A 22,501-nucleotide genomic window follows, 5' to 3' on the forward strand; every position below is an offset into this window, starting at 1 on the left:
GATCCCTTCGGTCACGGCGGTGACAGGAAGCGCCGAGCGCACTCCCACTGGTTCGACAGCGTCGGACAGACCTGCGGTCGTCCCGGGTGCGGGCACCTGTGGAAGTGTCACACGGAGTCCTGCAGGCAGGAGCTGAGGCGCCTGATGCCGTCACGGATGCGGGTCTTGGCGGTGGGCACCGGAACGCCCAAGTGGTCGGCTACCTGCACGTAGGTCATGCCGGCGTAGTAGGCGAGCTCGATCGCCTCACGCTGCACAGGGGTAAGTGCCTTCAGACAGGACCTGACGGAATCGGTTTCAGCTCGTTGAAGAACGGTGTCAGCTACCTGGTCGTAGTCGACGTCACGATTCTTGATTCCCCACCGCAGGTCCCTGGCACGGTGCGCCTGCTCGGCACGGACTTTATCCACCGCGCGGCGGTGCGCGAGAGTCATCATCCACGACATGCCCGAGCCCTGGACAGGATCGAAGCGGGCTGCGTCACCGACCCATAGGGCAAGGAACACATCCTGCGTGGTCTCGGCGCTCAGCTCCACATCCACGAGGACCTTGCGCACCAGCCCGTACACGCGGTGCGCGGTGCGTTCATACAGGTCGTCGAACGCCCGCACGTCGCCGTCGGCGACACGCATCAGCAGGGTCCCCACGTCACAGACCTGCGCACCGGCACCGGCACGCGGTCCCGCTGCGTCAGGCGCAGCGCGCGCACCTGTCGAAGACGCGCGTGTAGGCGGGGCGAGGATGGGCAGCTGAGCAGTGAGCATATGACTGAGACCTTCTGGGAACCACTGCGTTCAACCAGGTGTTCACGACGCGGTGCGCCGCGATCCACCTGATGCGAAGCAACCTTAGTACATTCCGGCAAGCCACGACCGGTTCTTTCTCATGGGCCACAGACTCCGAGTCCTCGTCAGGGTCGGCACCTCAAGCGGTCCGGCCGTCGACATCACCCGAGCCGGACACGTGGACCCCGACGCGCTCGTCCTGCCCCAGACTGCCTGGTCCGCTGTTCACCTCCTTCACATCTTCATCCCATAACCTGCAGCCACCGCCACGTCGGGCGCCACATCCTGAGGAGACATCATGAACAGCAGACTCACTCCCGCAGAACAGTTTCCCGCCGACCTCCTTGTCCTGGACGACACCGAGATCCAGGTCCTCCACAGCCGCATCCAACGACAGCTCGACCACGAATACGCCTGTGCGTTGGAGGCCGACCCCGAAACCGAATTCCGCCGTGCCGAACTCATGGAGGAATTCGACCGTCGCGATGCCCGACCCTCCACCCGGCGCCCTGCCCTCCACCTCATGGCGGAACTCTGACCGTCCACGACGAGCACTCTCCTGGAGCTGGGCCATGATGCCTGCCCCTGATGCAGCCGCCTACGGTGGATGCAACCGCCCACCTCGTCAGGCGCACTCTCTTCGCCGCGTAACCGGCGGATGCGGTGGGAGTGCGGGGTTGGCCTGATGCAGGTTCAGGGCTCCTTGTCGACGCCAGGTTCCGGACAGTGGGTTACATGCCCCACAGGCCTGCCGAACTCTAGGGTTAATAGGGTGAAAGCGGCACTCCCCGGGTTCTGGTGCAGGGGTTGCGCACAGGGACTGACGGAGGTTCGAAACATGTTGGACGACTATGTGCAGCAGTGGAGCGCGATCCAGTCGGTGCGGGCAGCCGACATGGCCTTCGACGACGTCTTCATGACCTACTTCAGCCTTACCGGGGAAGCAGACGAACTCGACGTCGAAGGATACCTCGCAGGCCTGGTGGTACTCCCGACGGTGGAACGCAACCTGATAGCCCACGCCATCAACGAGCTGCTGGACCACACCGGATCCACGGCGGACGGCGCGCACTACAGCGATGAGGACACAACCTGCGCCTCCGGGTACCGGGACTATCTCCGTACCCTCACCCTTTCTCCTGACGGGTACGACTTCAGGGCCCCGCCCGTCGGGGACCATAGCACCAGCACGCCCGCAGGGACCGGACCTGATACCTCTTTTGATTCCGCACGAGGGGACGAGGAGAACGCCGACCTGGATGAGGCCGAGTTCCGCCGATGCGAAGCTCTCCACGAAACGGGCCTTCTTGAGACGGGCGCCGAAGAACGCTTCGACCGGATCACCCGGCAGGCCCGCGAGCACTTCGGTGTCAGCTCGGCGTCGATCGCCCTCATTACCAGGGACCGGCAGGTCATCAAGTCCGTCGTCGGGCCGATCGGTCAGGACCTGCCACGGGAGGTCGCCCTGTGCGCGCGGACCATCGAGAAGAACCGCACCCTGGTCATCCCCGATGCGAGCGCAGACCCCGGTTGGCGGGATCATCCGCTGGTTGCAGCGGGGCCTAGAATCCGCTTCTACGCCGGCCATCCCCTCTGCACTGCGGGCGGATGGCGCATCGGCACACTGTGCCTCATCGATGACCGGCCGCGAATCTTCACGGAGGACGACGAGCGCATGCTCAGGCGTTTCACTGCGCAGGTGCAACTCGAACTGTGGGTCTGAGGACCCGGGTCGAAGGACTCAGGGCGCCGAGCGAACGCTACGAAAAGCAACATCGATGAACACCGGGCCCGGGTTAGGGTCAGACGCCGACGTCCACCCCGAAGGGAGCACGCGGCAGGGGTGGTATCTCGTCGATGAGCTCGTTCACGGCGACCGCGATGAGGTCGCATTCAAGCGGGGGCAGGACGATCAGCCCGTTCAGGTAGGCGTCCAGCTCGTACTCGTCGACGGATCCGGTCACTCCGAAGTAGCGGACCCAGATGCTCTGTACGTCGAGATCGGCAGCACGGATCGCAAGGCAGGTCATCTGCCGCTGCCGGTCCAGGCCCGAGGTGTCCATCAGCGCGTCTCGCTGGTGTCGGTGCCGTTCCTTCGCTGCGCAATGAAGGCTGCGGTCTCCCTCATGGGCGCCCGTGCTGCACCCGAGAGCCGCGTGATCCGTGTCAGGGCTTCGTCGCGGTCCAGGTCGTGGCGTTCCATCAGAACTCCTCGGGCTATGCCGATGATGTCCCGGGACGCGAGGGAGTCCTTGACCTCATCGCTGATACGTTGCGGGGTGTCGCTGGCCTGCACATGCCCCAGTAGGGCCGCCGCCGACTTTGCCAGCTTCGTCAGGAGGCGCTGATCATCGACGTCGAAGGCATCGAGCGAGCCCGAATACACTTTCATGGCCCCGATACTGTCGCTTCCTCGGATCAGGGGAACACTGAGGCAGGAACGAACTCCCGCCTCGGTCGCAGCGCTTGCCCAGTCCTTCCACCGGGTGTCGGTGGCGGTATCGGCGATGATGACCGGCTGGCCTTGCGCCCAGGCGGTGAGGCAGGGCCCTTCGCCCAGGCTGTACTGCAGAGTGTCTGCTTGAAGGACTTTCGCGTCGGTCGCACCGACGCTGGTCCGATTGCCGTCCTGGATGAGGCTGACGCCGGCACCCTCGGCTCCGCCGATGACATCCCGTGCGACGTCCGCCAGGGCGTCGACGGCATCCTGGGCAGTGCCGTCCGAAAGAAGATACCGCTTCGTCCTGCCGATGATCACACCGATCTCATCGACCTGGGGTGTGGCGTTCATGCCGAACCTCATCTGGTTCCTGCGGAGGTATCACCCCGCGACGGATGGCTGTCTGCTCAACCCAGGACAACCGTGAAGTGGTCACCCCGATACGCACACTGTAGCCGCAGCCGACGTGGACCGCGCAGGGCTCGAAAGGGAACATCGTGCCCCCACGGAGAGGTTCAGCATGCATCCCCTCGGGCCATCAACGTCATGACCAGCGGTGGGCGTGTTCCTCAGGCTCGACCACGCAGGATCAGGTTCCAGTAAACCTTGGGAAGCACCACGCGCTCAGCGATGAAGGTCAGTCTCCGCTCGCGGGCCAGGTTGTTCCAGCCCGGCACGGTCGGCATCGGTGCATACTTGTCGTCGAACTCGGAGAACACCACGGTGTTCCGGCTGACGACGAAGGGGCAGGCCGAGTAGTGGTTGTATTTCGACGTGGGCTTCTTGCCCTTCAGCACGGCCTTCAGGTTCTTCGCGAGGACCTTCGTCTGCATGCGCAGCGCGGCCCCGGACTTCGAGTTCAGGGTGGAGGCGGCATCACCGAGAGACCAGATGGTGGGGAAGCGTGTGTGCCTCAGGATCACGGGATCCACCTCCACGAATCCGCCGCGGTTACCGGGTGCAGGGAGGTCCGTGCTCTTCAGCCAATTGGGGGCGGACTGCGGCGGAACGGCATGGAGGACGTCGTAGCCGAGGGTCTCCGACGTACCGGCGATCGTGTTCGTGAGGTCGACGGTCCGGGCGTCGGGATCGACGGACGTGAGCTCGGTGCTGTAGCGCACCTCGATCCCGTACTCCGCGATCTTTCGGTTGAGCTCGTCGTCGATCAGGTCCATGCCGAAGATGGTCGGCGTCGAGACGGCCAGGACCACCCGGATGTCGTCCAGTACGCCCTGGCGCCGCCAATGGTCGCACGCAAGGTACATGGGCTTCTGCGCCGCCCCGTCACATGAGGCCGGACCAGGCGGCTGGGTGAACACCACGGTGCCGTGCGTCAGGTCCTTGAGGAGCTTCCAGGCCTTCGGTGCCAGCTCGTACTCGTAGTTCGAGGCGCCGAACGGGCCCTCCATCGCCTCCTTGAGGCCAGGGATGGAGGACCAGTCGTTCTGGATGCCGGGGCAGACCACCAGGTGGTCGTAGGTGACGGCGGACCCGGACTCGAGCAGCACCGTGTTGGCACCGGTACTGACGTCCGTGGCCTTGTCCTGGATCCAGGTGACCCCCCGCGGCATCACCGAGGACTGCAGGCGCACGGCCTCGAACGCGTCCGCCGTCCCGCCGGCGATATGGGAGAAGAGCGGTTGATAGAAGTGGCGACTGCGCGGCTCGATCACCGCGATGTCCTTCAGCCGATACCGGCGCAGGCGCGCGGCGAGCGATACGCCCGCATTGCCGCCACCGATGATGAGCACCTGGTGGTGGCGTTTCTCCCCTGGGCCGGGGATGACGGGGACGGTTCGGCCTGCGGGTGCGGACTTCGTGCTGGATCCGATGACAGCTACCTCTTCTGTGTCGCCCTGCATGGCCTGTCCATCCGACAGTACCGCCCGTCACCGACGGGCGACAGGGTGCGTCGCGTCACCCCCGGGCGTACCTCGTGACGAATGCCCGCAGGATCGCCTCGGGCTGGTCCACCATCGTGGCCCGGGCCCGCTCCATGTACTCGTCGGCCTGCTCGGGCGGGAAGTACCCGGCATGCCGGTAGGTGCTGATCCGACCCACGAGCGCATCGACGTCGAGCTCGGGGTGGAACTGGGTGGCGTACACGTTCTTCCCGACGCGGAACATCTGTACGGGGCACGTGGCCGACGACGCCAGCAGCACCGCCGATGCCGGTAGCGTCGCACACGCCTCCTTGTGCCCAACATAGGCGGCGAACGAAGCCGGCAGCCCGGCCAGCAGCGGGTCGGCCGCGCCGTCGTCGGTCAGCGTGACCTCGACGGCGCTGATCGGCTCGGCGTACGTGGTGTCGATGACCGCGCCCTGGTGCCTCCCGAGGGTGCCGACACCGTAGCAGGCACCGAGGAACGGGTAATCCTCGGGCACCACCCGGTCCAGCAGCAGGCCGAGCTCGCGCTCGACGCGCACCTGCACCTCGGTCTTCGACTCCTCCGGATCCGAGGAGTTGAAGGGGCTACCGCCGAGGAGGATTCCCGAATAGTCCGCGAGGTCCAGCGTGGGCAGGGGCTCCGCCTCGAGCCGGATACGCCGGAGCTCACCCTCGGCGAGGCCGCAGTAGCGCAGGAAGCTCTGGTACTCGGCGTCGGCAGCGTAGTCCTCGGCGCGGGTGGCCAGCAGCAGGAACGGTTTCACCCTCCGATGCTACTGGGCAGCGCGTCCGGGCATGCGAGCCGGACCGACCACGAGAACAGGCCACCGGGTTGCCCCGATGGCCTGGTCACTGGAGGTAGGACCTAGCGATTGCCGCCCGCGTGCTCGAACAGGTCGACGTTCAACTCCGACAGCTCCTGCGCCACCCGATCGACGTCGGACTTCAGGATGGCGACCGGACCTGCGCTGTGCCGCCCGTGGGAGGGAAGGACGGCGACGACGTCGGAGTGTGCACGAGCCCGCTCGCCGGCAGCAGGCCGCATGTCCGCATGTCCCTGTGCTCCGACGACGGCGGGCGTGGTGCCCGTGGCCGCCGGCGACATCGACGCGGCGGGACCGGCCGGTACGGCCTGGACGAAATCGACCGTGCGGCGGAGCGGGGTCTCCTTCATGAACAGGACGCAGACCAGGCCGACGACCGCGATGACAGCCGTGATCAGGAAGATCATGGCCGTGCTGTCGCCGTAGGCGGCGCGCACGATGTCGGCGATCGGAGCAGGAAGGTCGACGAGGTCGAGCGAACCTCCCGCTGCACCGCCGGTGGTGGGGATTCCAGCTGCGGCAAGTCCCTCGGTGGTCCTGTCCTCCACCTGCGTACCGAGGATGGCGCCCAGGACGGCGACGCCGGCGGCACCACCCAGCGAGCGGAAGAACGCCACGGACGCACTGGCCGAGCCGATGTCCCGGACCGCCACGGTGTTCTGCACCGCGAGGACGAGGTTCTGCAGCATCAGGCCGAGGCCCAGGCCGAAGATGAAGGTGTAGATGCCGACCAGCCACAGTTCGGTCAGGTGATCGATGGTTCCGGCGAACCCGAGACCCGCGATGAGGAACAGCGCACCCGCGACAAGGTACCTCTTCCACTTGCCGTACTTCGTCACGAGCTGACCGGCGCCGATGGATCCGATCAGGTTGCCGGCGATCATGGGGAGGGTCAGCAGGCCGGCCTCGGTCGGCGTCGCACCGCGGGCGACCTGGTAGTACTGGCCGAGGTAGCTCGAGCTGGCGAACAGTGCGATGCCGACGGCGATCGAGGCGATGATGGCCAGCGCCGTGGTGCGCTCGGAGATGATCGCGAGCGGGATGATGGGCTCGGCGACCTTCGACTCGACGACCAGGAGGAGTGCCAGCAGGATCACGCTGCCCCCGACCATGAGGGCGCTCTCGCGGGAGAACCACTCGTAGTAGCCCTCCTTGCCGGCGAAGGAGATCCAGATGAGCAGGAGGCTCACGCCCGAGGTCACGAGGATGGATCCTAGCCAGTCGATCCGCGCCTTGCGACGCGTGTCGGGAAGCTTCAGGGTGACCTGGAGCAGGATCAGGGCGATGATCGCGAGCGGCACGCAGACGAAGAACGTCCAGCGCCAGCCGAGGGGCGAGTCGACGATGAACCCGCCGAGGAGCGGTCCGCCGGCGGTGGCGACGGCCATGACGCCGCCCATGTAGCCCGAGTACCGGCCGCGCTCACGCGGAGCGATGATGGTCCCGATGATGGCCTGTGCCAGAGCGGTGAGACCGCCCATCGCGACGCCCTGGATGACGCGTGCCGTGAGCAGCAGGGGGATGGTCTCCGCGAATCCCGCGAGGACGGAGCCCGCCACGAAGATGACGATGCTGACCTGCACCAGCACCTTCTTGTCGAACAGGTCGGAGAACTTTCCCCAGATCGGGGTGGTTGCGGCGTTCGCGAGCAGCGCCGCGGTGATGACCCAGGCGAAATCCGTCTGCGAACCATTGAGGTCGCTCATGATCGTCGGGAGGGCGTTCGCCACGATGGTGCTGCTCAGGATCGCCGTGAACAGGGCGGCGAGCAGGCCCGTGAGTGCCTGCAGGATCTGCCTGTGGCCCATGGGTTCGGCGGTCCGGGGCTGGTGGGAGGTGCCGGTCGGTTGCGGCAGGGCAACCTCCGCGGCCTTCTCCCGGGTGGAATGGGTAGCCGTCATCGTTCTTCCTTGGTGATCTTGGACGAGGGGTCCGGAGTGTGACGGCCGTCGTTGCCCGTGCTGTGGGTGGTGCGTGGGGTTCTGAGGGCGTCCGTACGCCCTCCCCCTGGCTGCTGCGAGGCGGAGCGGAAGGCTGCGGTCAGATGCTGGACGGACGACGACGCCGCTTCGGCCTCATCCTCGGTCCACTCGGAGAGGATGTTCCGCAGTGTCTCGGCCCGCCGCTCGTAGGTCTCGGCGAGATATGCCTGCCCCTCCGCGGAGAGCGAGAGCTGGCAGGCGCGGCCGTCGAGCGGGTCCGGCGAGCGGACCACGAAGCCGTAGTGCTCGAGATCGGCGAGTTGGCGGCTCAGGGCCGACGGTCCGATCCCGAGCCTGGCGGCCAGTGCGGACGCTCGCAGCGGTTCGCCCTCCCCGATGAAGAAGAGGACACCCGTGTGCGCGGGACCGAGATCCGAGTACTTCATGCCGGCTGCGGTGATGCCCCGCAGGGCACGCTGCAGATCGAAGATGTTGTGCACCAGCTCTGCAGCTGTGTGCTGGTTGACCGACATGACATACTCCCGAACTCGTTTACTTCGTTGCTCTAAGTAACTGTACTCGCGCCGTTTCGTTAGGTCAACTAAGTAAGCTGCCCTGCAGGCCCTCTAGCGAGCGCGTCAAGCAACCGACGACGACGCACGGAGTGGTTGCGGTCGCGCCCGGCGCCCTGTTAGGCCTGTTGTACAAGGGCAGTTGGATCACCTGTCGAAGAGTGCCCACCCGGGCCGCGAAAGAGGACGTTCGCCATGACGCGCAAGGAACCCCGCGTAGAGGAAGTCGACGAGAAGGACCTCAAGGTCGAGAAGCGGCCGAAGGAGTGGGCAGCAGGCCTGCCTGGCGTCTATTACTCGATGAAGCCCGCCATCGAGCACATGGGTATAGAGCGGACACTCAAGACCGTCCTCAAGATGAACCACAAGGACGGCTTCGACTGTCCGAGCTGTGCCTGGCCGGATCCCGACAAGCGCAAGACCTTCGAGTTCTGCGAGAACGGTGCGAAGGCCGTCACCTGGGAGGCGGCCCCCGTCATCATCTCCAACGACTTCTGGGCCGAGCACTCGATCAGCGACCTCCGCGAGCGCTCCGAGTACTGGCTCGGCATGCAGGGGCGCATCGTCGAACCCGTCTACAAGCCGGCCGGCGAGGACCACTACCGGCCCGTGAGCTGGGATGAGGCCTTCGAGATCGTCGGGAAGAAGCTGAAGAGCCTCGATTCACCGGACGAGGCAGCCTTCTACACCAGTGGCCGCACCTCGAACGAGGCTGCCTTCCTGTACCAGCTGTTCGCGCGCGGCTTCGGCACCAACAACCTGCCCGACTGCTCCAACATGTGCCACGAGTCCTCCGGCTGGGGCATGGGACAGACCATCGGTATCGGCAAGGCGACCGTCACGTTCGACGACTACGCTCACGCAGACCTGATCATCGTCATGGGCCAGAATCCGGGCACGAACCATCCGCGCATGCTGACCGAGCTGGAGGGCTGCAAGCGGAACGGAGGGCAGATCGTCGCGGTCAATCCCCTCCCCGAAGCCGCCCTGAAGCGCTACAAGAACCCGCAGCTGGTGCGGGGCGTCATCGGCAAGGGCACCGAGATCGCGGACCAGTTCCTCCAGATCCGGCTCGGCGGGGACATGGCGCTCCTGCAGGCCGTGTCCAAGCGCGTCTTCGAGGCCGAGACCAGGAATCCCGGCACCGTGCTGGACCACGCCTTCCTCGAGGAGCACTGTGAGGGCCTGGACGAGCTGCGCGAGTACCTGCTGAAACTGGACGAGGCCACCGTCCTCGAAGCCACGGGACTGCGTACCGAGGAGATCGACGAGCTCGCCGCCCGCTACCTCGCCGCCGACAAGGTCATCATCACCTGGGCGATGGGCATCACCCAGCAGAAGAAGGGCGTCGCGACGATCAAGGAGATGATCAACCTCCTGCTCCTGCGCGGCAACATCGGCAAGCCCGGTGCCGGTGCCTCCCCCATCCGCGGCCACAGCAACGTGCAGGGTGACCGCACCATGGGCATCTGGGAGCAGATGCCGCCCAGGTTCATGGACGCCCTCGGCAAGGAGTTCGGCTTCGAGCCGCCGCGCGAGCACGGCGCCGACGCCGTCGAGTCCATCCGGCGCATGCGGGACGGCAAGGTCAAGGTGCTCATCGCCCTCGGCGGGAACCTCGTCTCCGCCATCTCGGACACGCAGGTCGCGGAGAAGGCGTTCCAGAACACCGACATGACCGTGCAGATCTCGATCAAGCTCAACCGCTCCCACCTCATCACCGGTGACGAGGCGCTGATCCTGCCCTGCAAGGGCCGCACCGAGATCGACCGCCAAGAGACGGGCGTCCAGTTCGTCTCGGTCGAGGACACCGTGTGCGCGGTGCATCCCTCCTGGGGCAGCGTCGAGCCCGTCTCCGAGAACCTGCTCTCCGAGCCGGCGATCATCAGCCGCCTCGCCCGCGCCTCGATCGACGGGAAGATCAACGCGGACTGGGAGGGCTTCGAGAAGGACTACGACCTCATCCGCGAACACATCGCGCACGTGGTCGAGGGCTGCGAGGACTACAACCGGAAGATCCGGCAGAAGGGCGGCTTCATCCTGCCCAATGGCCCGAGGGATTCGCGCACCTTCAACACGCCGACGGGCAAGGCTGTGCTCACCGTCAACGACCTCGAATACCTCGAGCGCCCCGAGGGCACGCTGATCCTGCAGTCACTACGCGCCCACGACCAGTGGAACACCACCATCTACAGCAACAACGACCGATACCGCGGCATCAAGAAGGGCCGGCACGTGGTGTTCATCAACCCCGAGGACATCACGGAGCTGGGCCTGAAGGACGGCCAGAACGTGGACATCCACGGCGTGTACGACGACGGCGTGCAGCGGGTGCTCCGCGCCTACCGGGTGGTGTCCTACCCCACGGCGCGCGGCTGCGCGGCCTCCTACTACCCGGAGGCAAACGTGCTCGTGCCACTGGAGCATGTGGCACAGGGCAGCAACACGCCGACCTCGAAGCAGGTCATCGTGCGGTTCGAGCCGAGCACGCATACGGCGCCCTCCGAGCACCACGCCGTCGCCACGGCGCCGACGCCCGATTCCGAGGCGGACGGGTTTCCTGGTGCCGGCACGCCGGTGAAGGCTGCGGAGGCAGCGAACGCCTGACGCGCGGCCCCGCCAGGACCCGGCGTCGCACGTCCGCCTCGTCGGGCTCATGAGGCGGGCAGATCAGTCATCGGGCGGGAGCGGCCCTGGTCGGGTCCGCTCCCGCCGATAGACTGCACCGGTCACAGCGACCACGAGGGGCGGGCTCATGCATCGGCACCGGGATCGGCAGCAGGAGCAGGACGGTAGCCGTCAGCCCGGGCAGGACGGGAGCCAGCAGCGCCGCGTGATCCGCGTGCTCGTCGTCGCCCAGATCCTCGGCGGCGTCGGCGCCGGCGCCACGCTGTCCCTCGGCGCCCTGCTCGCGGCCGAGACGTCCGGCTCGAGCGCATGGTCCGGAATGGCGGCGACCATGGCGACGCTCGGCGCCGCCGCCGCAGCCGTTCCCCTCGCTACGCTTGCCCAGCGCCGGGGACGCCGCATCTCGCTCGCTACGGGCTCCCTCATCTCGTGCTGCGGCGCGCTGCTCGCCATCACTGCGGCCTCGCTCTCCCTCTTCCCACTCCTGCTCGTGGCACTCGTCCTCCTCGGAGCAGGGGCCGCGACAGGACTCCAGGCCCGCTTCGCGGCGACCGATCTCGCTACCCAGTCGACGCGCGGGCGCAGCCTCGCCGTCGTGGTCTGGTCCACGACCATCGGAGCCGTCCTCGGCCCGAACCTCTTCGAACCGGGGCAGGTCGTGGCGGGGGTCCTCGGCATACCGCCCCTGAGCGGGGGTTTCGTCTTCACCGCAGCGGCGCAGGTCGCCGCCGCGATCGTCTACTCCCTGGGGCTACGCCCCGACCCGTTGCTGACCGCCCTGCGCCATCAGGCCGCGGACCGCCCGGCGGAAGATGCAGCGCCGGGGAAACAGCGCGGCCTGGCCATCCTCGCCCGCAATCCTGGCGCACGCTTCGCCGTCGTGACCATCGCCGTCAGTCATGCAGCAATGGTCTCCGTGATGGCCATGACGCCGGTGCACCTGCATGACCACGGGGCGGGGCTGTCCGTGATCGGACTGACCATCAGCCTGCATGTGGCCGGGATGTACGCCCTGTCCCCCGTGTTCGGCTGGATCGCGGATCGCGCCGGCACCACGCAGGGCATCCTCTGCGGCCAGGTGCTCCTGCTCGTCGCGCTCCTGACGGCTTGGCGGGGCTCGGAATCCGAGGCAGCGGTGACGGCGAGCCTGATCCTGCTGGGCCTCGGCTGGTCGGCCTGCATCGTCTCGGCTTCAGCGCTACTCGCTGGCGCCGTCGACGTCAGCGAGCGCGCACCCGTCCAGGGATCATCGGACCTCGTGATGAACCTCGCCGGAGCCCTGGGCGGCGCACTCGCCGGTCCGGCCCTGGTTCTGCTGGGCTACTCGGGCCTGGGCGCCATCGCAGCGGTACCCGTCGCCGTCGTGCTGGCCTGGACGCTCACGCGCCTTTCTGCCGCACGGACCCGGACCACGATCGGAGCCCGGACATCCGGTGTTATTGCGCCGAGCCCGTCCAGCCCTTCTCCTCCTGCGTCTCCTCGTCCTTCCGAATGATGGTCAGCACGGTCTTCGCTGCCTTCTCGACCGCCGCACTCGTCTCCTCCCGACCATCCGTGGTGACCGTTCCAGCCGCATAGCCCACCATGAACGCGCTGATGGCTCCGGCGTGAGGGGATAGATGATGGGAGGACCGCTCGGCCAGTTCGACGATCCTGGGATGATCCACCTCGAGGTCCAGCACCTGAAGGGCCTGGGCCAGGGTGCGGCTCCACTCGCTGAGGGTGCGCTCTTCGTCGTCGGGCGTTGCCATGGTATCTCCTCGGGTCGGATACGGTCGGGGCGGGGCAGGTGCACGTTGCAGCCGCCGGCTGACGCCGGCACCGCTCCCCCCAAGCTTTAGCACCCGACCGGCAACCCTTCAACGAGGAGCTCCCACAGGACGGATTCGGCCTTTACTTGACTTAGCAATGTTCCGGGATGTAATTCCCGAACGGCCTGGTGACACAACTCACCTCGCGCGCAACGTCGGCGCTGGTGATGCCTGCCATCGCTCCCCCTTCCAGCCGGTGCGTCCTGCCGCTCGGTCCTGCCTGTCAGTGTAGGTGGGAAGCCTCAGTCACCCGTCCCGCCGGCACGGACGACACTGGGCGTCGTGCCGCACCACCGCCGCACGCACCGGGTGAGGGCCGATTGCTCGGACAGCCCCACCAGCCCGGCGACCTGCTGCAGCGGCAGGTCCGTCCGGGTCAGCAGCCGCAACGCCGCATCGCGCCGGGCGTCGTCGAGCAGGGACTCGAAGGAGGTGCCTTCGGCGGCGAGCCGACGCTGCAGGGTGCGGGCATGCATCCCGAGGAGCCTCGCTGCGGAGTCGATGCGCGGCGGTGACGTGCCCAGCATGCGGTCGATGGCGGTCCGGACCTGCGGGGCGACGACCCGCCCCGGCTCCGGGAAGTGGCTGTGGAGGTAATCGAGGGCGATCTCCCGGAGCGTCTCGTCCACCCCGGCCAGAGGGCGGTCGAGCAGGCTCCGGGGCACGCGCAGCAGCGAGGCGGACTGGCCGAACCGGACCTCGGCGCCGAAGAATTCGGTGTAGCGGGAAGCGGGCGCCTTCGGGAGGTGGGACAGATGGACCGAGTGAAGAGCGTAGGGCCCGTCCACCAGGAAGCGGATCATGCGGTGCGCGAACGCGAGGATCGCGTCGGTGGCCTGGCGGGGCGGCGGTCCCTCCGAGGACCCGTAGCAGAGGCCGACGTCGCCGGCGCGCCCTTCCGGATCGGCGACGATGGTGAAGCGCAGCACGGGGCTGTGGAGGAAGAGGAATTGGGAGGCGCATTCGAGGGCCGCGCCGACCGTCGGCGAATTCTGCACGGCGACCGCGAGCGGGCCGAGGATGCCGATGTCCTGGTACTCGGAGATCCGCAGGCCGAGGTCCGGGCAGGGCAGCGCCCGTGCCGCCCCCTCGAGGAGCTTCGCCATGGCGACGTCGGACACGAGCACGTCGTCGCCGTCGAGCGCGTCCAGCGGCACCCGGAACTGCGCGGCCAGGGCCTCGGCGTCGCCCCCCAACTGTTCGACGACGTCGCGGAAGCCGCGTATCCCGGCCGACCTGATGACAGAGCTCATGTCGTACCAGGGTAAATAGCTGTCGCTCCACGTCAAGTGCCAGGAAGACCACCGCCGAATAATAGAGGGATGAACTCCCCTCAAGGCGCCACGGAACACCTCGACATCGTCATTGTCGGAGCCGGCCTCTCCGGCATCGGCGCCGCCTACCGCGTATCCACGGAACTCCCCGGCAAGAGCTTCGCCGTCCTCGAGTCCCGGAGCGCGATCGGCGGCACCTGGGACCTGTTCCGCTACCCGGGCGTCCGCTCGGACAGCGACATGTTCACCCTCGGCTACCCGTTCCGCCCGTGGACCGAGGCGAAGGCCATCGCCGACGGTTCGTCGATCCTCGACTACATCCGCGCCACCGCGGATGATCCCCGCATCCGCGAGCGCATCCGCTTCCACACCAAGCTGGTCAGCGCAGCCTGGTCATCCGAGGACGCGCGCTGGACCCTGGACCTGGACGTTACGGACGACGACGGCGCCACCGCGCGACGCCGGCTCACCTGCGGATTCCTCTACCTGTGCAGCGGCTACTACGACTACGACCGCGGGTATGAGCCGTCCTTCCCGGGTATCGACTCCTTCACCGGCGAGATCGTCCGCCCGCAGTTCTGGCCTGAGGACCTCGACTACAAGGGCAAGCGCGTGGTGGTGATCGGCAGCGGTGCCACCGCCGTAACACTCGTGCCGTCGATGGCGAGGGATGCAGGCCACGTGACCATGCTGCAGCGCTCCCCCACCTACGTCACCGCCGTGCCGAGCCGCGACAAATTCTCCGATGCAGCGCGCCGCCACCTGCCCGCCGGCGTCGCACACCATGTCGCCCGGGCCAAGAACGTGCTGTTCACCCAGGCGTTCTACCAGCTGTGCCGTCGGCGCCCGGAGGTCGCGAAGAAACTGATCCGCACACAGACCGCCCGGATCCTCGGCGACGAGGACCTCGTCCGCGAGCATTTCACTCCCGCCTACAACCCGTGGGACCAGCGACTCTGCGTCGCGCCCAGCGCTGACCTGTTCAAGGCCATGAAGTCAGGACAAGCCTCCGTGGTCACGGACACCATCGACACCTTCACCCCGACCAGCATCCGGCTGGCCTCCGGGCGGGAACTCGAGGCCGACGTCGTCGTCACGGCCACGGGCCTGTCGATGCTGCCCCTGGGCGGTGCTGCCTTCACCGTGGACGGGAAAGCCGTCGACCTCGGCGACTCGTGGGTGTACCGGGGCCTGATGATCAGCGGCGTGCCCAACCTCGCGCTCTGCGTCGGCTACACCAACGCGTCCTGGACGCTCCGCGCGGACCTCAGCTCGCGGTACGTCTGCCGCCTCATCAAGTATATGGACCGCCACGGCCATGCCTACGGCGCGCCCGCTGTGGACAGCGACATGAAGGCCCGGCCCATCCTCGACCTGACGTCGGGCTACGTGCAGCGCGCCGTCTCGGCGTTCCCCAAGCAGGGCGACCGCCAGCCCTGGATCATGCGCCAGAACTACCTGCTCGATGCCCCCACCGCGCTGCGAGGGAACCTCGCGAGGAACATGGTGTTCGACCACCCCGCACCACCCACCGACACCCCCGTCCCCGACCTCCAGGAGATCCACGCGTGAGTATCCGCCCCTTCCAGTTCACCGATGCCACCGCCGTCGTCACGGGAGCCGCGGCCGGCATGGGCGAGCACCTCGCTCGCGGTCTCGCGGAGCGCGGGAGCAGCCTGTTGCTCGTCGATCGCGACGCCGCACGGCTCGAGGTCGTCGCCTCCTCCATCCGCTCCACCTATCCCGGCAGCAACGTGCGGACCTTCGTCGCCGATCTGTCGGAGCGGGACGCCGTGGAGCGGCTGGCGGCGGACCTGCTCGCCGCGACGGACGTCGTCGACCTGCTCATCAACAACGCCGGGGTGGCCCTTGCCGGCAGGTTCGACCAGATCAGCATGGACGATTTCGATTGGGTCATGGCCATCAACTTCCACGCACCCGTCCTGCTGACGCACCATCTGCTCCCGCGGATCGGTCCGGGCGGGCACATCGTCAACGTCTCGAGCCTGTTCGGCCTCGTGGGACCCAAGGGCCAGACCGCCTACTCGTCCAGCAAATTCGCGATCCGCGGGTTCACCGAGGCACTCCGCAACGAACTGCTGCCCCGCGGCATCGGCATCACTTCCGTGCACCCCGGCGGTATCAGGACCAACATCGCCCTCAACGCCCGCATCGGCGGGAACCTGAGCACGCTCGACGTGAAGAAGGCGAAGGACGACTTCAACAAGCTCCTCACCTTTCCCGCCGACAAGGCGGCCGAACTCATGCTCGAGGCCGTGAAGACGCGCAGGCCGCGGCTGCTCATCGGCCTCAGCGCGAAGGTACCCGACGTCGTCGCCCGCGTTGCACCGATGTCCTTCGGGACCCTCGAGCGGCAGGCCACGAAGGTTGCCCGCCTCGTCGGGAAGATCCGCCGATGAGCGGGGTGAAGCGGCACGGGGCAGGGGACGTGGCCGAGCACGACGACGGCGTCCTGGACGTTCTCGGCGTGCGCGTGCGCTACCGTGACGACGGCCTCCGGACGCAGCCTCCGGTCCTCCTGCTGCATGGGATCGGCCGGAGCCTCGAGGACTGGCAGGGGCTGTACGGCCGGTTGGCGCCTGATCACAGGGTGATCAGCGTGGACCTGCCGGGCTTCGGGTTGTCGGAGCGGACGGAGGGGCGCTACTCGCTGGAGTCCATGGCACGGTTCGTCATCGCGGCACTGGACATCCTCGGGGAGCACCGGCCCCTGCACGTGGTGGGCAACTCCCTCGGCGGAGCGATCGCCATGAAGATCAGCGCTCTCGAGCCGCAGCGCGTCCGGAGCCTCCTGCTCGTGAACAGCGCTGGCTTCGGCAAGGAGGTCACGATCGCCCTGCGGCTCCTGGCCGTCCGGCCGATCGGCAAGAGGCTCATGAAGGACAAGTCGCGGAAGGCCGCGTACCGCACCGAGCGTGCACTCTTCTACGACAAGCGATTCGTCACCGAGGAACGCCTCGACCACGCGCAGCGCGTGGGCGGGAACCCCGTGTACGACGACGTCCTGCTCGCCGTCGCGCGGCACCTCGGCACGTTCCGCGGAGTACGCCGGCGTTGGCGGAACGAGCTGCTGCGCGTCGTGGCGGCGCAACGGAAGCCCACTCTCGTGGTGTGGGGCGATGAGGACCGCGTGCTGCCGGCGTCGCACCTCGACCATGCGCGGACCGTCTTTCCGCATGCGGAGTTCCACCTGTTCGAGAAGTGCGGGCACATGCCGCAGATCGAGCGCGAAGAGGAGTTCGACGCGATGGTCCGGACGTTCATCAAGGGCGTCGAGGCGGGTCCTCCGTAAGGCGACCTGGCCCTTTCCCGGCGGCGCAACACATGGTGAGATGAGCCATGATGCGTGTCATCTTCTACACCGCCTCGACCATCAACGGCTTCATCGCGGATGAGCAGAACTCGCTCGACTGGCTGTTCGCCGTCGAGCCGCCGGCGCCGGAGCACTACGAGCGCTTCCTCACCTCGGTCGGAGTACTCGTGGAGGGCTCGACGACGTACGAGTGGGTCCTCGCCTTCGAGGGCCTGCTGAAGGACCCGGGCAAGTGGACGGCGCTGTACGGCGAGCGCCCGACGTTCGTCTTCACCTCGCGTGACCTCCCCGTCCCGGAAGCCGCCGACGTGCGGCTGGTATCGGGCGACGTCCGTGATGCCTTCGGTCGGATCAGCGAGGCAGCAGGCGGCAAGGACATCTGGATCGTCGGCGGAGGCGACCTCGCCGGGCAGTTCCTGGCAGCAGGCCTGCTCGACGAGCTGCAGATCGCCGTCGCGCCCGTGGCCCTCACGGCAGGGGCACCGCTGCTGCCGCTGCGCGTCGAATCGGATCGGCTGACGCTCCGCGCGGTCGAGCAGCAGGGGCAGTTCGCCGTCCTGACCTACGACGTCGGGCATGGGGCCGGTTGAACCTCAACGACGTCGTTCCGAGCCAGGCGTCGTACCGGGCTAGTCGTACCGGGCTAGGAGACGGGGTCGGGGTCCTGTTTCTTCGACCGATAGCCGGAGATCGCGGCGCGCACGTCGCCCTCTTCGTGCTCGCCCTTCTTCCCGAACGGCAGCGCTTTCATCAGCGGGTGCACGATCGCCATGACGACGAGGCCCCAGGCGAGTCCGAGGATGGCCGAGCACAGGGTGTTGACGAGCCAGGCGAGGAAGCCGCCCGCGACGGGGATTCCGACGAAGGGGTGCTCGAGGACATGGACCAGGTCATACGGCGCGTGCCACCCGAGGTCGTAAACCCCCTGCAGCATGATGTGACCGCCGACCCACAGCATGGCGATGGTCCCGACGAAGGTTATCGCCGTCAGCACGGCGGGCATCCCCTTCACAAGGAGCTCACCGAGACGCTTGGAGCCCGCGGAGTCCTTGGTGGTGAGGTGCAGGCCGATGTCGTCCATCTTGACGATGAGTGCCACGGCACCGTAGACGATCACCGTGATCGCGAACGCGACGACGATCAGGATGAGCGCCCGGGCCCACAGGGACTCGTCGGCTACCTCTGTCATCGAAATGACCATGATCTCGCAGGACAGGATGAAGTCGGTGGTGATGGCGCCCTTGGTGACCTTGGCTTCCGCCTCCGGGCCCCGTTCGACCGCCGGTGCCGTCTCGGCTTCGTGATGGCCGCGGAGCTTGTGCCAGACCTTCTCCGCCCCCTCGTAGCAGAGATAGGTGCCGCCCAGCATGAGGATGAACGGGATGATCCCCGGGATGAAAGCGCTGATGAGCAGCAGCGCCGGCAGGATGATGACGAGCTTGTTCCGCAGTGAGCCCCAGAAGATCCTCTTGATCATCGGCAGCTCGCGGGACGGATCCGCCCCGGACACGTACTGGGGGGTGACAGCGGCGTCGTCGATGACCACGCCGGCCGCCTTGACCCCCGCTTTTGCTGCCCCGGCAGCAACGTCGTCCACGGAGGCGGCCGCTATGCGGGCCAGAGCTGCGACGTCATCCAGGAGCGCGACGAGACCACCGCTCATAGCTCGCACCCGCACTGCTCGAGGGTGGACTGCTGGACGGGGATGCCACTGGGCAGGCGCGTGATCGGCATGCACAGAGTCTACTGGGGCAGGCAGCCGTGCACGTCGAACGGTAGCCGGATGAAGTCTCCGGGTATCGCCCTCGCCCTACCCTTCGCAGGCCCGGATGTGGCCCGCGTAGGGTGGAAGCTCGACGAAAGGACCCTTCATGAAGAAAATCCTCATGGTACTGACCAGCGTTTCCGAGATCGGCGACACCGGAGAAAAGACCGGTTACAACGTGGCCGAAGCCGCCCATCCCTGGAAGATCTTCAAGGATTCGGGGCACTTCGTCGACTTCGCGTCCATCCAGGGCGGCCAGCCCCCGCGCGACGAGGTGGACTCGGCAGATCCCATCCAGGTCGCCTTCACGAAGGACGAAACCACCCGCGCCGGTCTCTACAACACCGCGCGCGTCGACGTCATCGATCCCGCCCAGTACGACGCCGTCTACCTCGTGGGCGGCCACGGCACCATGTGGGACTTCCCGGACAGCGAAGGCCTGCAGAAACTGGTGGCCAGCGTCTACGACGCCGGCGGCCTGGTGGGCGCGGTCTGCCACGGACCCGCCGGCCTGGTGAACGTGGAGTTGGGGAACGGGTTCCGCCTCGTCGAGGGCCGGAGAATGGCCGCCTTCACCAACGAGGAGGAAGTCGCTGCTGGCAAGGACAAGGTCATCCCGTTCTTCCTGGCGGACCGGCTCCAGGAACAGGGTGCTACCCATGTCTTCGCTGACGTCTTCGAGGAGAAGGTCGTCGTCGACGACCGGCTGGTGACCGGCCAGAACCCCGCGTCGGCCGCCGGCGTTGCCAAGGAGATGGAGAAGCTCTTCGCCGTGACCATCCATCAGGAGAAAGCCGAGGAACAGCACGAGACGGAGGCCCTTCGCGCGGAGAGGGACGCCGAGAAAGCTGACGCGGCAAGCACCGAACATTGATGCCGGGACCACGGGCCATTGCCCGTGGTCGGTTCACCGGGCCTTGCGGCGGGTGAGGACCAGATGGATTACCCCGGAAGGAGAAGGGGTCGCTTCGAGGTCGAAACGTTGCTCGAGGCCTTCGAGGCCCTCCCAGAGCCGTTCGCCTCGGCCGAGGACGATCGGCACGAGGACGAGGTGCAGGTGGTCGATCAGATCGGCCTCGAGGAATTGTCGGACCGTCCTGACTCCGCCACCGATCCGGATGTCGAGGTCACCGGCCAGGGTGCGTGCCTGGTCGAGCGCCGCGACGGGGTCGGCGTCGACGAAGTGGAAGGTCGTTCCGCCCTCCATCTCGAGTACCGGTCGAGAATAGTGAGTCAGGACGATGACGGGGGTGTGGAAGACAGGGTTGTCGCCCTACCACCCCTTCCATTCCTCGTCCTTCCAGGGACCGCGTTGGGGGCCGAACTTGTTGCGCCCCATGATTTCAGCGCCGATTCCAGGACCCGTTCTGCTTGCGAACGCATCGTCGACGCCGAAGGACGGCTCGGACTCCCCGGGCATGCCCATCTCGCGGAAGGTGCGCGTTCCGATAGCCCATTCCACGAGCCGTGACCCTGCATGACCGAACGGAGCGTCGAGTTGCTGGCCCTCGCCGGCGCCAAAGCCGTCGAGGGAGATTGAAAAGTTGTGCACCCGTACGAGGGACATGCCATCTCCTGAAGTGCTTGTCGCGTGGAGGTCATTTCCAGGTGATCGAACCCGGTGACTCAGGACGGACGATAGGAGAAGCTTGCCGCTATGTATACGGGAAGCGCGCTGCTCGTCACCGGGACGGGTACTCGGCTGTTCTTGAGGAAAGCCCGAGTCTTCCTGCATCCCGGCTTCATGTTCAGGCACGAGACTGGATATCAGGGTGGAGACCAGGACAGAGCCTGTCCGGGCACCCTCCACCGGTTCATACAGCATGGAAGGAACCGAGGTGCAGCCCATCATCGACATGGCGGCTCTTTCCAGGCTCGCGGCCGAGACCGGCTCATCGAGGGCAGCGACATCCTTCGTCTCCCGGTTCACCGATCTGCTCGATGAACGCATCCTCGTCATCGAACGCTCCTTCAAGAGCCCCGACCAGGATCAGTGGTACGAAGCCGTAGAAGGATTGCAGGCGGCCGCGGCAACAGCAGGCGCGGGCCGGATCCAGGCGACGACGGCCTTGCTCCTCACGCCGGACCAGCTCGACGCCGGAACTGCGCTGGGCCTCATCGGGCAACTGCGCTCCGACGCCAGGGTCTTCACGATGGCCCACTCGGCGCTGTGCGAGGAGCAGGCCTTCGCAGACCGCCTGGCGACCCGCCGCCCGGCCTGACAGCGCCTTCCCCGAGCAGGTATCAACGCCCGTTCGGGACGTAGGCCTCGCGCCACCGCGTGAGCTCGGCGAAGAACTCGGACCTGGCCGGCTCGGGCGAGAGGGTGAGGTCGTGGATGCCTCCCCTGATGCGGACCAGGGTGACGAGCCGCCCGAGGAGCGGGGCGCGTCCCGCGATGTGGGCGACGTCGAGCACCACGTCCGTCGACGAGATCCTTCCCGGTTCCTTCACCGGGTCGGAGGTGGCATCGGAGCACGCCACCATGACCGGGCAGTCGATGGCGAGCCCTCGGCTCAGTTCGGCGTGACCACGACGGACACCGGCCAGCCATCCCGCGACGACCGGGAAGCCGCCGTGCGGTTTCCACGCGAGGTCGTAGGTCCATTCCCCACCGGTTTCGCGGTGCAGGTGATGCCCGTAGGCGGATCCGAGCTTGCCGACGACGACGCGGGGCCTGAGGGCACCGAGCCGATGGACCGCAGCAGTACCGAGCGTCCGCTGGAACAGGCTGGCGTTGAGGTCGAACCAGGGGCTGTTGAGGACGAGTGCGTCGACGATTCCGCGCCCGCGACGCCGGTGCGCCCACAGGGAGGTGACGAGCCCACCGGTCGAGTGGCCCATGACCACGAGGACCCCGTGGCCCTCCTCTTCGCGGATGATGCGGGCGGCTTCGTCGAGTTCCTCGTCGTATTCCCCCAGGGAGGTGATGTAGTTCGGGGTCTGGTGCGCGAGTAGGGAGCGGCCGTACTTGCGAAGGTCCAGGGCGTAGAAGTCGAAGCCTGCCTCGAGCCACGCATCGGCCAGGTTGGTTTGGAAGAAGTAATCGACGAACCCGTGGACGTACAGCACGGCCCTTTGCGAGCCTCCTGGAACACGGCGACGAACCAGGGTCGCTACGGCCTCGCCCTCGTCATCACTCTGGAGCGGAAGCGTCCGGGCCTCGTATCCGGAGCCCAGAATATCCTCGCGGTATGCGTCCTGCCGCTCTGCCTTCGTCGTCACTGGTGGTCCTCCCTGACCTGATTCCGCTGGTCG

At 67.0% G+C, this 22,501-nt stretch carries 21 protein-coding genes and 1 pseudogene; 10 read left to right on the forward strand and 12 right to left on the reverse strand.

The features are described 5' to 3' along the window. Positions 1 to 107: 107 nt before the first annotated feature. Positions 108 to 764, reverse strand: coding sequence for an ECF RNA polymerase sigma factor SigK (gene sigK, locus RCH21_RS13265; RefSeq protein WP_326964789.1), 657 nt, complete (start codon positions 762 to 764; stop codon positions 108 to 110). A gap of 319 nt (positions 765 to 1,083) precedes the next feature. Between sigK and RCH21_RS13270 the strand changes: the two genes are divergently transcribed. Then, complete coding sequence (locus RCH21_RS13270) at positions 1,084 to 1,323, forward strand: hypothetical protein (protein ID WP_326964790.1); 240 nt, start codon at positions 1,084 to 1,086, stop codon at positions 1,321 to 1,323. Positions 1,324 to 1,623: 300 nt separating this feature from the next. Next, positions 1,624 to 2,508, forward strand: coding sequence for a GAF domain-containing protein (locus RCH21_RS13275; protein ID WP_326964791.1), 885 nt, complete (start codon positions 1,624 to 1,626; stop codon positions 2,506 to 2,508). Positions 2,509 to 2,587: 79 nt separating this feature from the next. Here RCH21_RS13275 and RCH21_RS13280 read toward each other — a convergent pair whose 3' ends face one another. The 6 genes from RCH21_RS13280 to RCH21_RS13305 all read right to left on the reverse strand — a co-directional run bounded on the left by RCH21_RS13280 (position 2,588) and on the right by RCH21_RS13305 (position 8,392). Then, positions 2,588 to 2,848, reverse strand: coding sequence for a hypothetical protein (locus RCH21_RS13280; RefSeq protein ID WP_120149698.1), 261 nt, complete (start codon positions 2,846 to 2,848; stop codon positions 2,588 to 2,590). Next, the gene (locus tag RCH21_RS13285) at positions 2,848 to 3,576 is read right to left on the reverse strand and encodes a GAF and ANTAR domain-containing protein (RefSeq protein ID WP_326964792.1); all 729 of its coding nucleotides are present in this window, start codon (positions 3,574 to 3,576) and stop codon (positions 2,848 to 2,850) included. Before RCH21_RS13285 ends, RCH21_RS13280 begins: the two co-directional genes overlap by 1 nt. A gap of 218 nt (positions 3,577 to 3,794) precedes the next feature. Further along, positions 3,795 to 5,087 carry an NAD(P)/FAD-dependent oxidoreductase gene (locus RCH21_RS13290; RefSeq protein ID WP_326964793.1) on the reverse strand — a complete coding sequence of 431 codons (1,293 nt, stop codon included), beginning with the start codon at positions 5,085 to 5,087 and terminating at the stop codon, positions 3,795 to 3,797. A gap of 55 nt (positions 5,088 to 5,142) precedes the next feature. Further along, positions 5,143 to 5,877 carry a glutamine amidotransferase gene (locus tag RCH21_RS13295; RefSeq protein ID WP_326964794.1) on the reverse strand — a complete coding sequence of 245 codons (735 nt, stop codon included), beginning with the start codon at positions 5,875 to 5,877 and terminating at the stop codon, positions 5,143 to 5,145. 101 nt (positions 5,878 to 5,978) lie between these two features. Next, positions 5,979 to 7,838 (reverse strand): MDR family MFS transporter, encoded by a 1,860-nt coding sequence (locus RCH21_RS13300; RefSeq protein WP_442784710.1) that lies wholly within the window; start codon positions 7,836 to 7,838, stop codon positions 5,979 to 5,981. After that, positions 7,835 to 8,392, reverse strand: a complete 558-nt coding sequence (locus RCH21_RS13305; protein WP_326964795.1) for a MarR family winged helix-turn-helix transcriptional regulator — start codon at positions 8,390 to 8,392, stop codon at positions 7,835 to 7,837. The genes RCH21_RS13300 and RCH21_RS13305 overlap by 4 nt, the downstream gene beginning before the upstream one ends. 234 nt (positions 8,393 to 8,626) lie before the next feature. Here RCH21_RS13305 and RCH21_RS13310 point away from each other — a divergent pair, with 234 nt between their 5' ends. Together RCH21_RS13310 and RCH21_RS13315 are read left to right on the forward strand one after the other, a co-directional pair. After that, positions 8,627 to 11,038, forward strand: a complete 2,412-nt coding sequence (locus RCH21_RS13310) for an FdhF/YdeP family oxidoreductase (RefSeq protein WP_326964796.1) — start codon at positions 8,627 to 8,629, stop codon at positions 11,036 to 11,038. A 148-nt stretch (positions 11,039 to 11,186) separates the two neighbouring features. After that, positions 11,187 to 12,554 carry an MFS transporter gene (locus RCH21_RS13315; protein WP_326964797.1) on the forward strand — a complete coding sequence of 456 codons (1,368 nt, stop codon included), beginning with the start codon at positions 11,187 to 11,189 and terminating at the stop codon, positions 12,552 to 12,554. On the opposite strand, the gene RCH21_RS13320 is transcribed toward RCH21_RS13315, so the two are convergent. Both RCH21_RS13320 and RCH21_RS13325 read right to left on the reverse strand, forming a co-directional pair. Then, positions 12,496 to 12,810, reverse strand: coding sequence for a DUF6457 domain-containing protein (locus RCH21_RS13320; RefSeq protein ID WP_326964798.1), 315 nt, complete (start codon positions 12,808 to 12,810; stop codon positions 12,496 to 12,498). The genes RCH21_RS13315 and RCH21_RS13320 overlap by 59 nt on opposite strands. Positions 12,811 to 13,112: 302 nt before the next feature. Next, positions 13,113 to 14,123 carry an AraC family transcriptional regulator gene (locus tag RCH21_RS13325; RefSeq protein WP_326964799.1) on the reverse strand — a complete coding sequence of 337 codons (1,011 nt, stop codon included), beginning with the start codon at positions 14,121 to 14,123 and terminating at the stop codon, positions 13,113 to 13,115. Between the two features lie 69 nt (positions 14,124 to 14,192). Between RCH21_RS13325 and RCH21_RS13330 the strand changes: the two genes are divergently transcribed. The 4 genes from RCH21_RS13330 to RCH21_RS13345 are packed head-to-tail and all read left to right on the forward strand — an operon-like array spanning position 14,193 to position 18,068. Beyond that, complete coding sequence (locus RCH21_RS13330; RefSeq protein ID WP_326964800.1) at positions 14,193 to 15,716, forward strand: flavin-containing monooxygenase; 1,524 nt, start codon at positions 14,193 to 14,195, stop codon at positions 15,714 to 15,716. Then, a complete protein-coding gene (locus RCH21_RS13335) occupies positions 15,713 to 16,564 on the forward strand; it encodes an SDR family NAD(P)-dependent oxidoreductase (protein WP_326964801.1) in 852 nt (283 codons plus the stop codon). The genes RCH21_RS13330 and RCH21_RS13335 overlap by 4 nt, the downstream gene beginning before the upstream one ends. Further along, positions 16,561 to 17,457 carry an alpha/beta fold hydrolase gene (locus tag RCH21_RS13340; RefSeq protein ID WP_326964802.1) on the forward strand — a complete coding sequence of 299 codons (897 nt, stop codon included), beginning with the start codon at positions 16,561 to 16,563 and terminating at the stop codon, positions 17,455 to 17,457. The genes RCH21_RS13335 and RCH21_RS13340 overlap by 4 nt, the downstream gene beginning before the upstream one ends. A 47-nt stretch (positions 17,458 to 17,504) precedes the next feature. Then, positions 17,505 to 18,068 carry a dihydrofolate reductase family protein gene (locus RCH21_RS13345; RefSeq protein WP_326964803.1) on the forward strand — a complete coding sequence of 188 codons (564 nt, stop codon included), beginning with the start codon at positions 17,505 to 17,507 and terminating at the stop codon, positions 18,066 to 18,068. Positions 18,069 to 18,121: 53 nt separating this feature from the next. On the opposite strand, the gene RCH21_RS13350 is transcribed toward RCH21_RS13345, so the two are convergent. Beyond that, a complete protein-coding gene (locus tag RCH21_RS13350) occupies positions 18,122 to 19,141 on the reverse strand; it encodes a DUF808 domain-containing protein (RefSeq protein WP_120149711.1) in 1,020 nt (339 codons plus the stop codon). A 208-nt stretch (positions 19,142 to 19,349) separates the two neighbouring features. On the opposite strand from RCH21_RS13350, the gene RCH21_RS13355 reads away from it, so the two are divergent. Continuing rightward, positions 19,350 to 20,117, forward strand: a complete 768-nt coding sequence (locus tag RCH21_RS13355; protein WP_326964804.1) for a type 1 glutamine amidotransferase domain-containing protein — start codon at positions 19,350 to 19,352, stop codon at positions 20,115 to 20,117. A 33-nt stretch (positions 20,118 to 20,150) separates the two neighbouring features. Here the strand turns inward: RCH21_RS13355 and RCH21_RS13360 are convergent. Further along, positions 20,151 to 20,810: pseudogene (locus RCH21_RS13360) on the reverse strand (dihydrofolate reductase family protein). 271 nt (positions 20,811 to 21,081) lie between these two features. On the opposite strand from RCH21_RS13360, the gene RCH21_RS13365 reads away from it, so the two are divergent. Further along, entirely contained in the window at positions 21,082 to 21,465 is a 384-nt protein-coding gene (locus RCH21_RS13365; RefSeq protein WP_326964805.1) for a hypothetical protein, read from the forward strand. 22 nt (positions 21,466 to 21,487) lie between these two features. Here the strand turns inward: RCH21_RS13365 and RCH21_RS13370 are convergent, their stop codons facing one another. After that, a complete protein-coding gene (locus tag RCH21_RS13370) occupies positions 21,488 to 22,468 on the reverse strand; it encodes an alpha/beta hydrolase (protein WP_326964806.1) in 981 nt (326 codons plus the stop codon). Positions 22,469 to 22,501 lie beyond the last annotated feature (33 nt).

It is taken from the genome of Arthrobacter sp. PL16 (assembly GCF_035985055.1).
GTDB lineage: Bacteria > Actinomycetota > Actinomycetes > Actinomycetales > Micrococcaceae > Arthrobacter_D > Arthrobacter_D cheniae.

Bases quoted from the DNA above. Each gene is read 5' to 3' on its own strand.
- RCH21_RS13270 (WP_326964790.1), top strand. From the start codon at position 1,084: ATGAACAGCAGACTCACTCCCGCAGAACAGTTTCCCGCCGACCTCCTT.
- RCH21_RS13350 (WP_120149711.1), bottom strand. From the start codon at position 19,141: ATGAGCGGTGGTCTCGTCGCGCTCCTGGATGACGTCGCAGCTCTGGCC.
- RCH21_RS13355 (WP_326964804.1), top strand. From the start codon at position 19,350: ATGAAGAAAATCCTCATGGTACTGACCAGCGTTTCCGAGATCGGCGAC.
- RCH21_RS13300 (WP_442784710.1), bottom strand. From the start codon at position 7,838: ATGACGGCTACCCATTCCACCCGGGAGAAGGCCGCGGAGGTTGCCCTG.
- sigK (WP_326964789.1), bottom strand. From the start codon at position 764: ATGCTCACTGCTCAGCTGCCCATCCTCGCCCCGCCTACACGCGCGTCT.
- RCH21_RS13325 (WP_326964799.1), bottom strand. From the start codon at position 14,123: ATGAGCTCTGTCATCAGGTCGGCCGGGATACGCGGCTTCCGCGACGTC.
- RCH21_RS13340 (WP_326964802.1), top strand. From the start codon at position 16,561: ATGAGCGGGGTGAAGCGGCACGGGGCAGGGGACGTGGCCGAGCACGAC.
- RCH21_RS13310 (WP_326964796.1), top strand. From the start codon at position 8,627: ATGACGCGCAAGGAACCCCGCGTAGAGGAAGTCGACGAGAAGGACCTC.
- RCH21_RS13290 (WP_326964793.1), bottom strand. From the start codon at position 5,087: ATGCAGGGCGACACAGAAGAGGTAGCTGTCATCGGATCCAGCACGAAG.
- RCH21_RS13345 (WP_326964803.1), top strand. From the start codon at position 17,505: ATGATGCGTGTCATCTTCTACACCGCCTCGACCATCAACGGCTTCATC.
- RCH21_RS13320 (WP_326964798.1), bottom strand. From the start codon at position 12,810: ATGGCAACGCCCGACGACGAAGAGCGCACCCTCAGCGAGTGGAGCCGC.
- RCH21_RS13285 (WP_326964792.1), bottom strand. From the start codon at position 3,576: ATGAACGCCACACCCCAGGTCGATGAGATCGGTGTGATCATCGGCAGG.
- RCH21_RS13280 (WP_120149698.1), bottom strand. From the start codon at position 2,848: ATGGACACCTCGGGCCTGGACCGGCAGCGGCAGATGACCTGCCTTGCG.
- RCH21_RS13275 (WP_326964791.1), top strand. From the start codon at position 1,624: ATGTTGGACGACTATGTGCAGCAGTGGAGCGCGATCCAGTCGGTGCGG.
- RCH21_RS13305 (WP_326964795.1), bottom strand. From the start codon at position 8,392: ATGTCGGTCAACCAGCACACAGCTGCAGAGCTGGTGCACAACATCTTC.
- RCH21_RS13315 (WP_326964797.1), top strand. From the start codon at position 11,187: ATGCATCGGCACCGGGATCGGCAGCAGGAGCAGGACGGTAGCCGTCAG.
- RCH21_RS13330 (WP_326964800.1), top strand. From the start codon at position 14,193: ATGAACTCCCCTCAAGGCGCCACGGAACACCTCGACATCGTCATTGTC.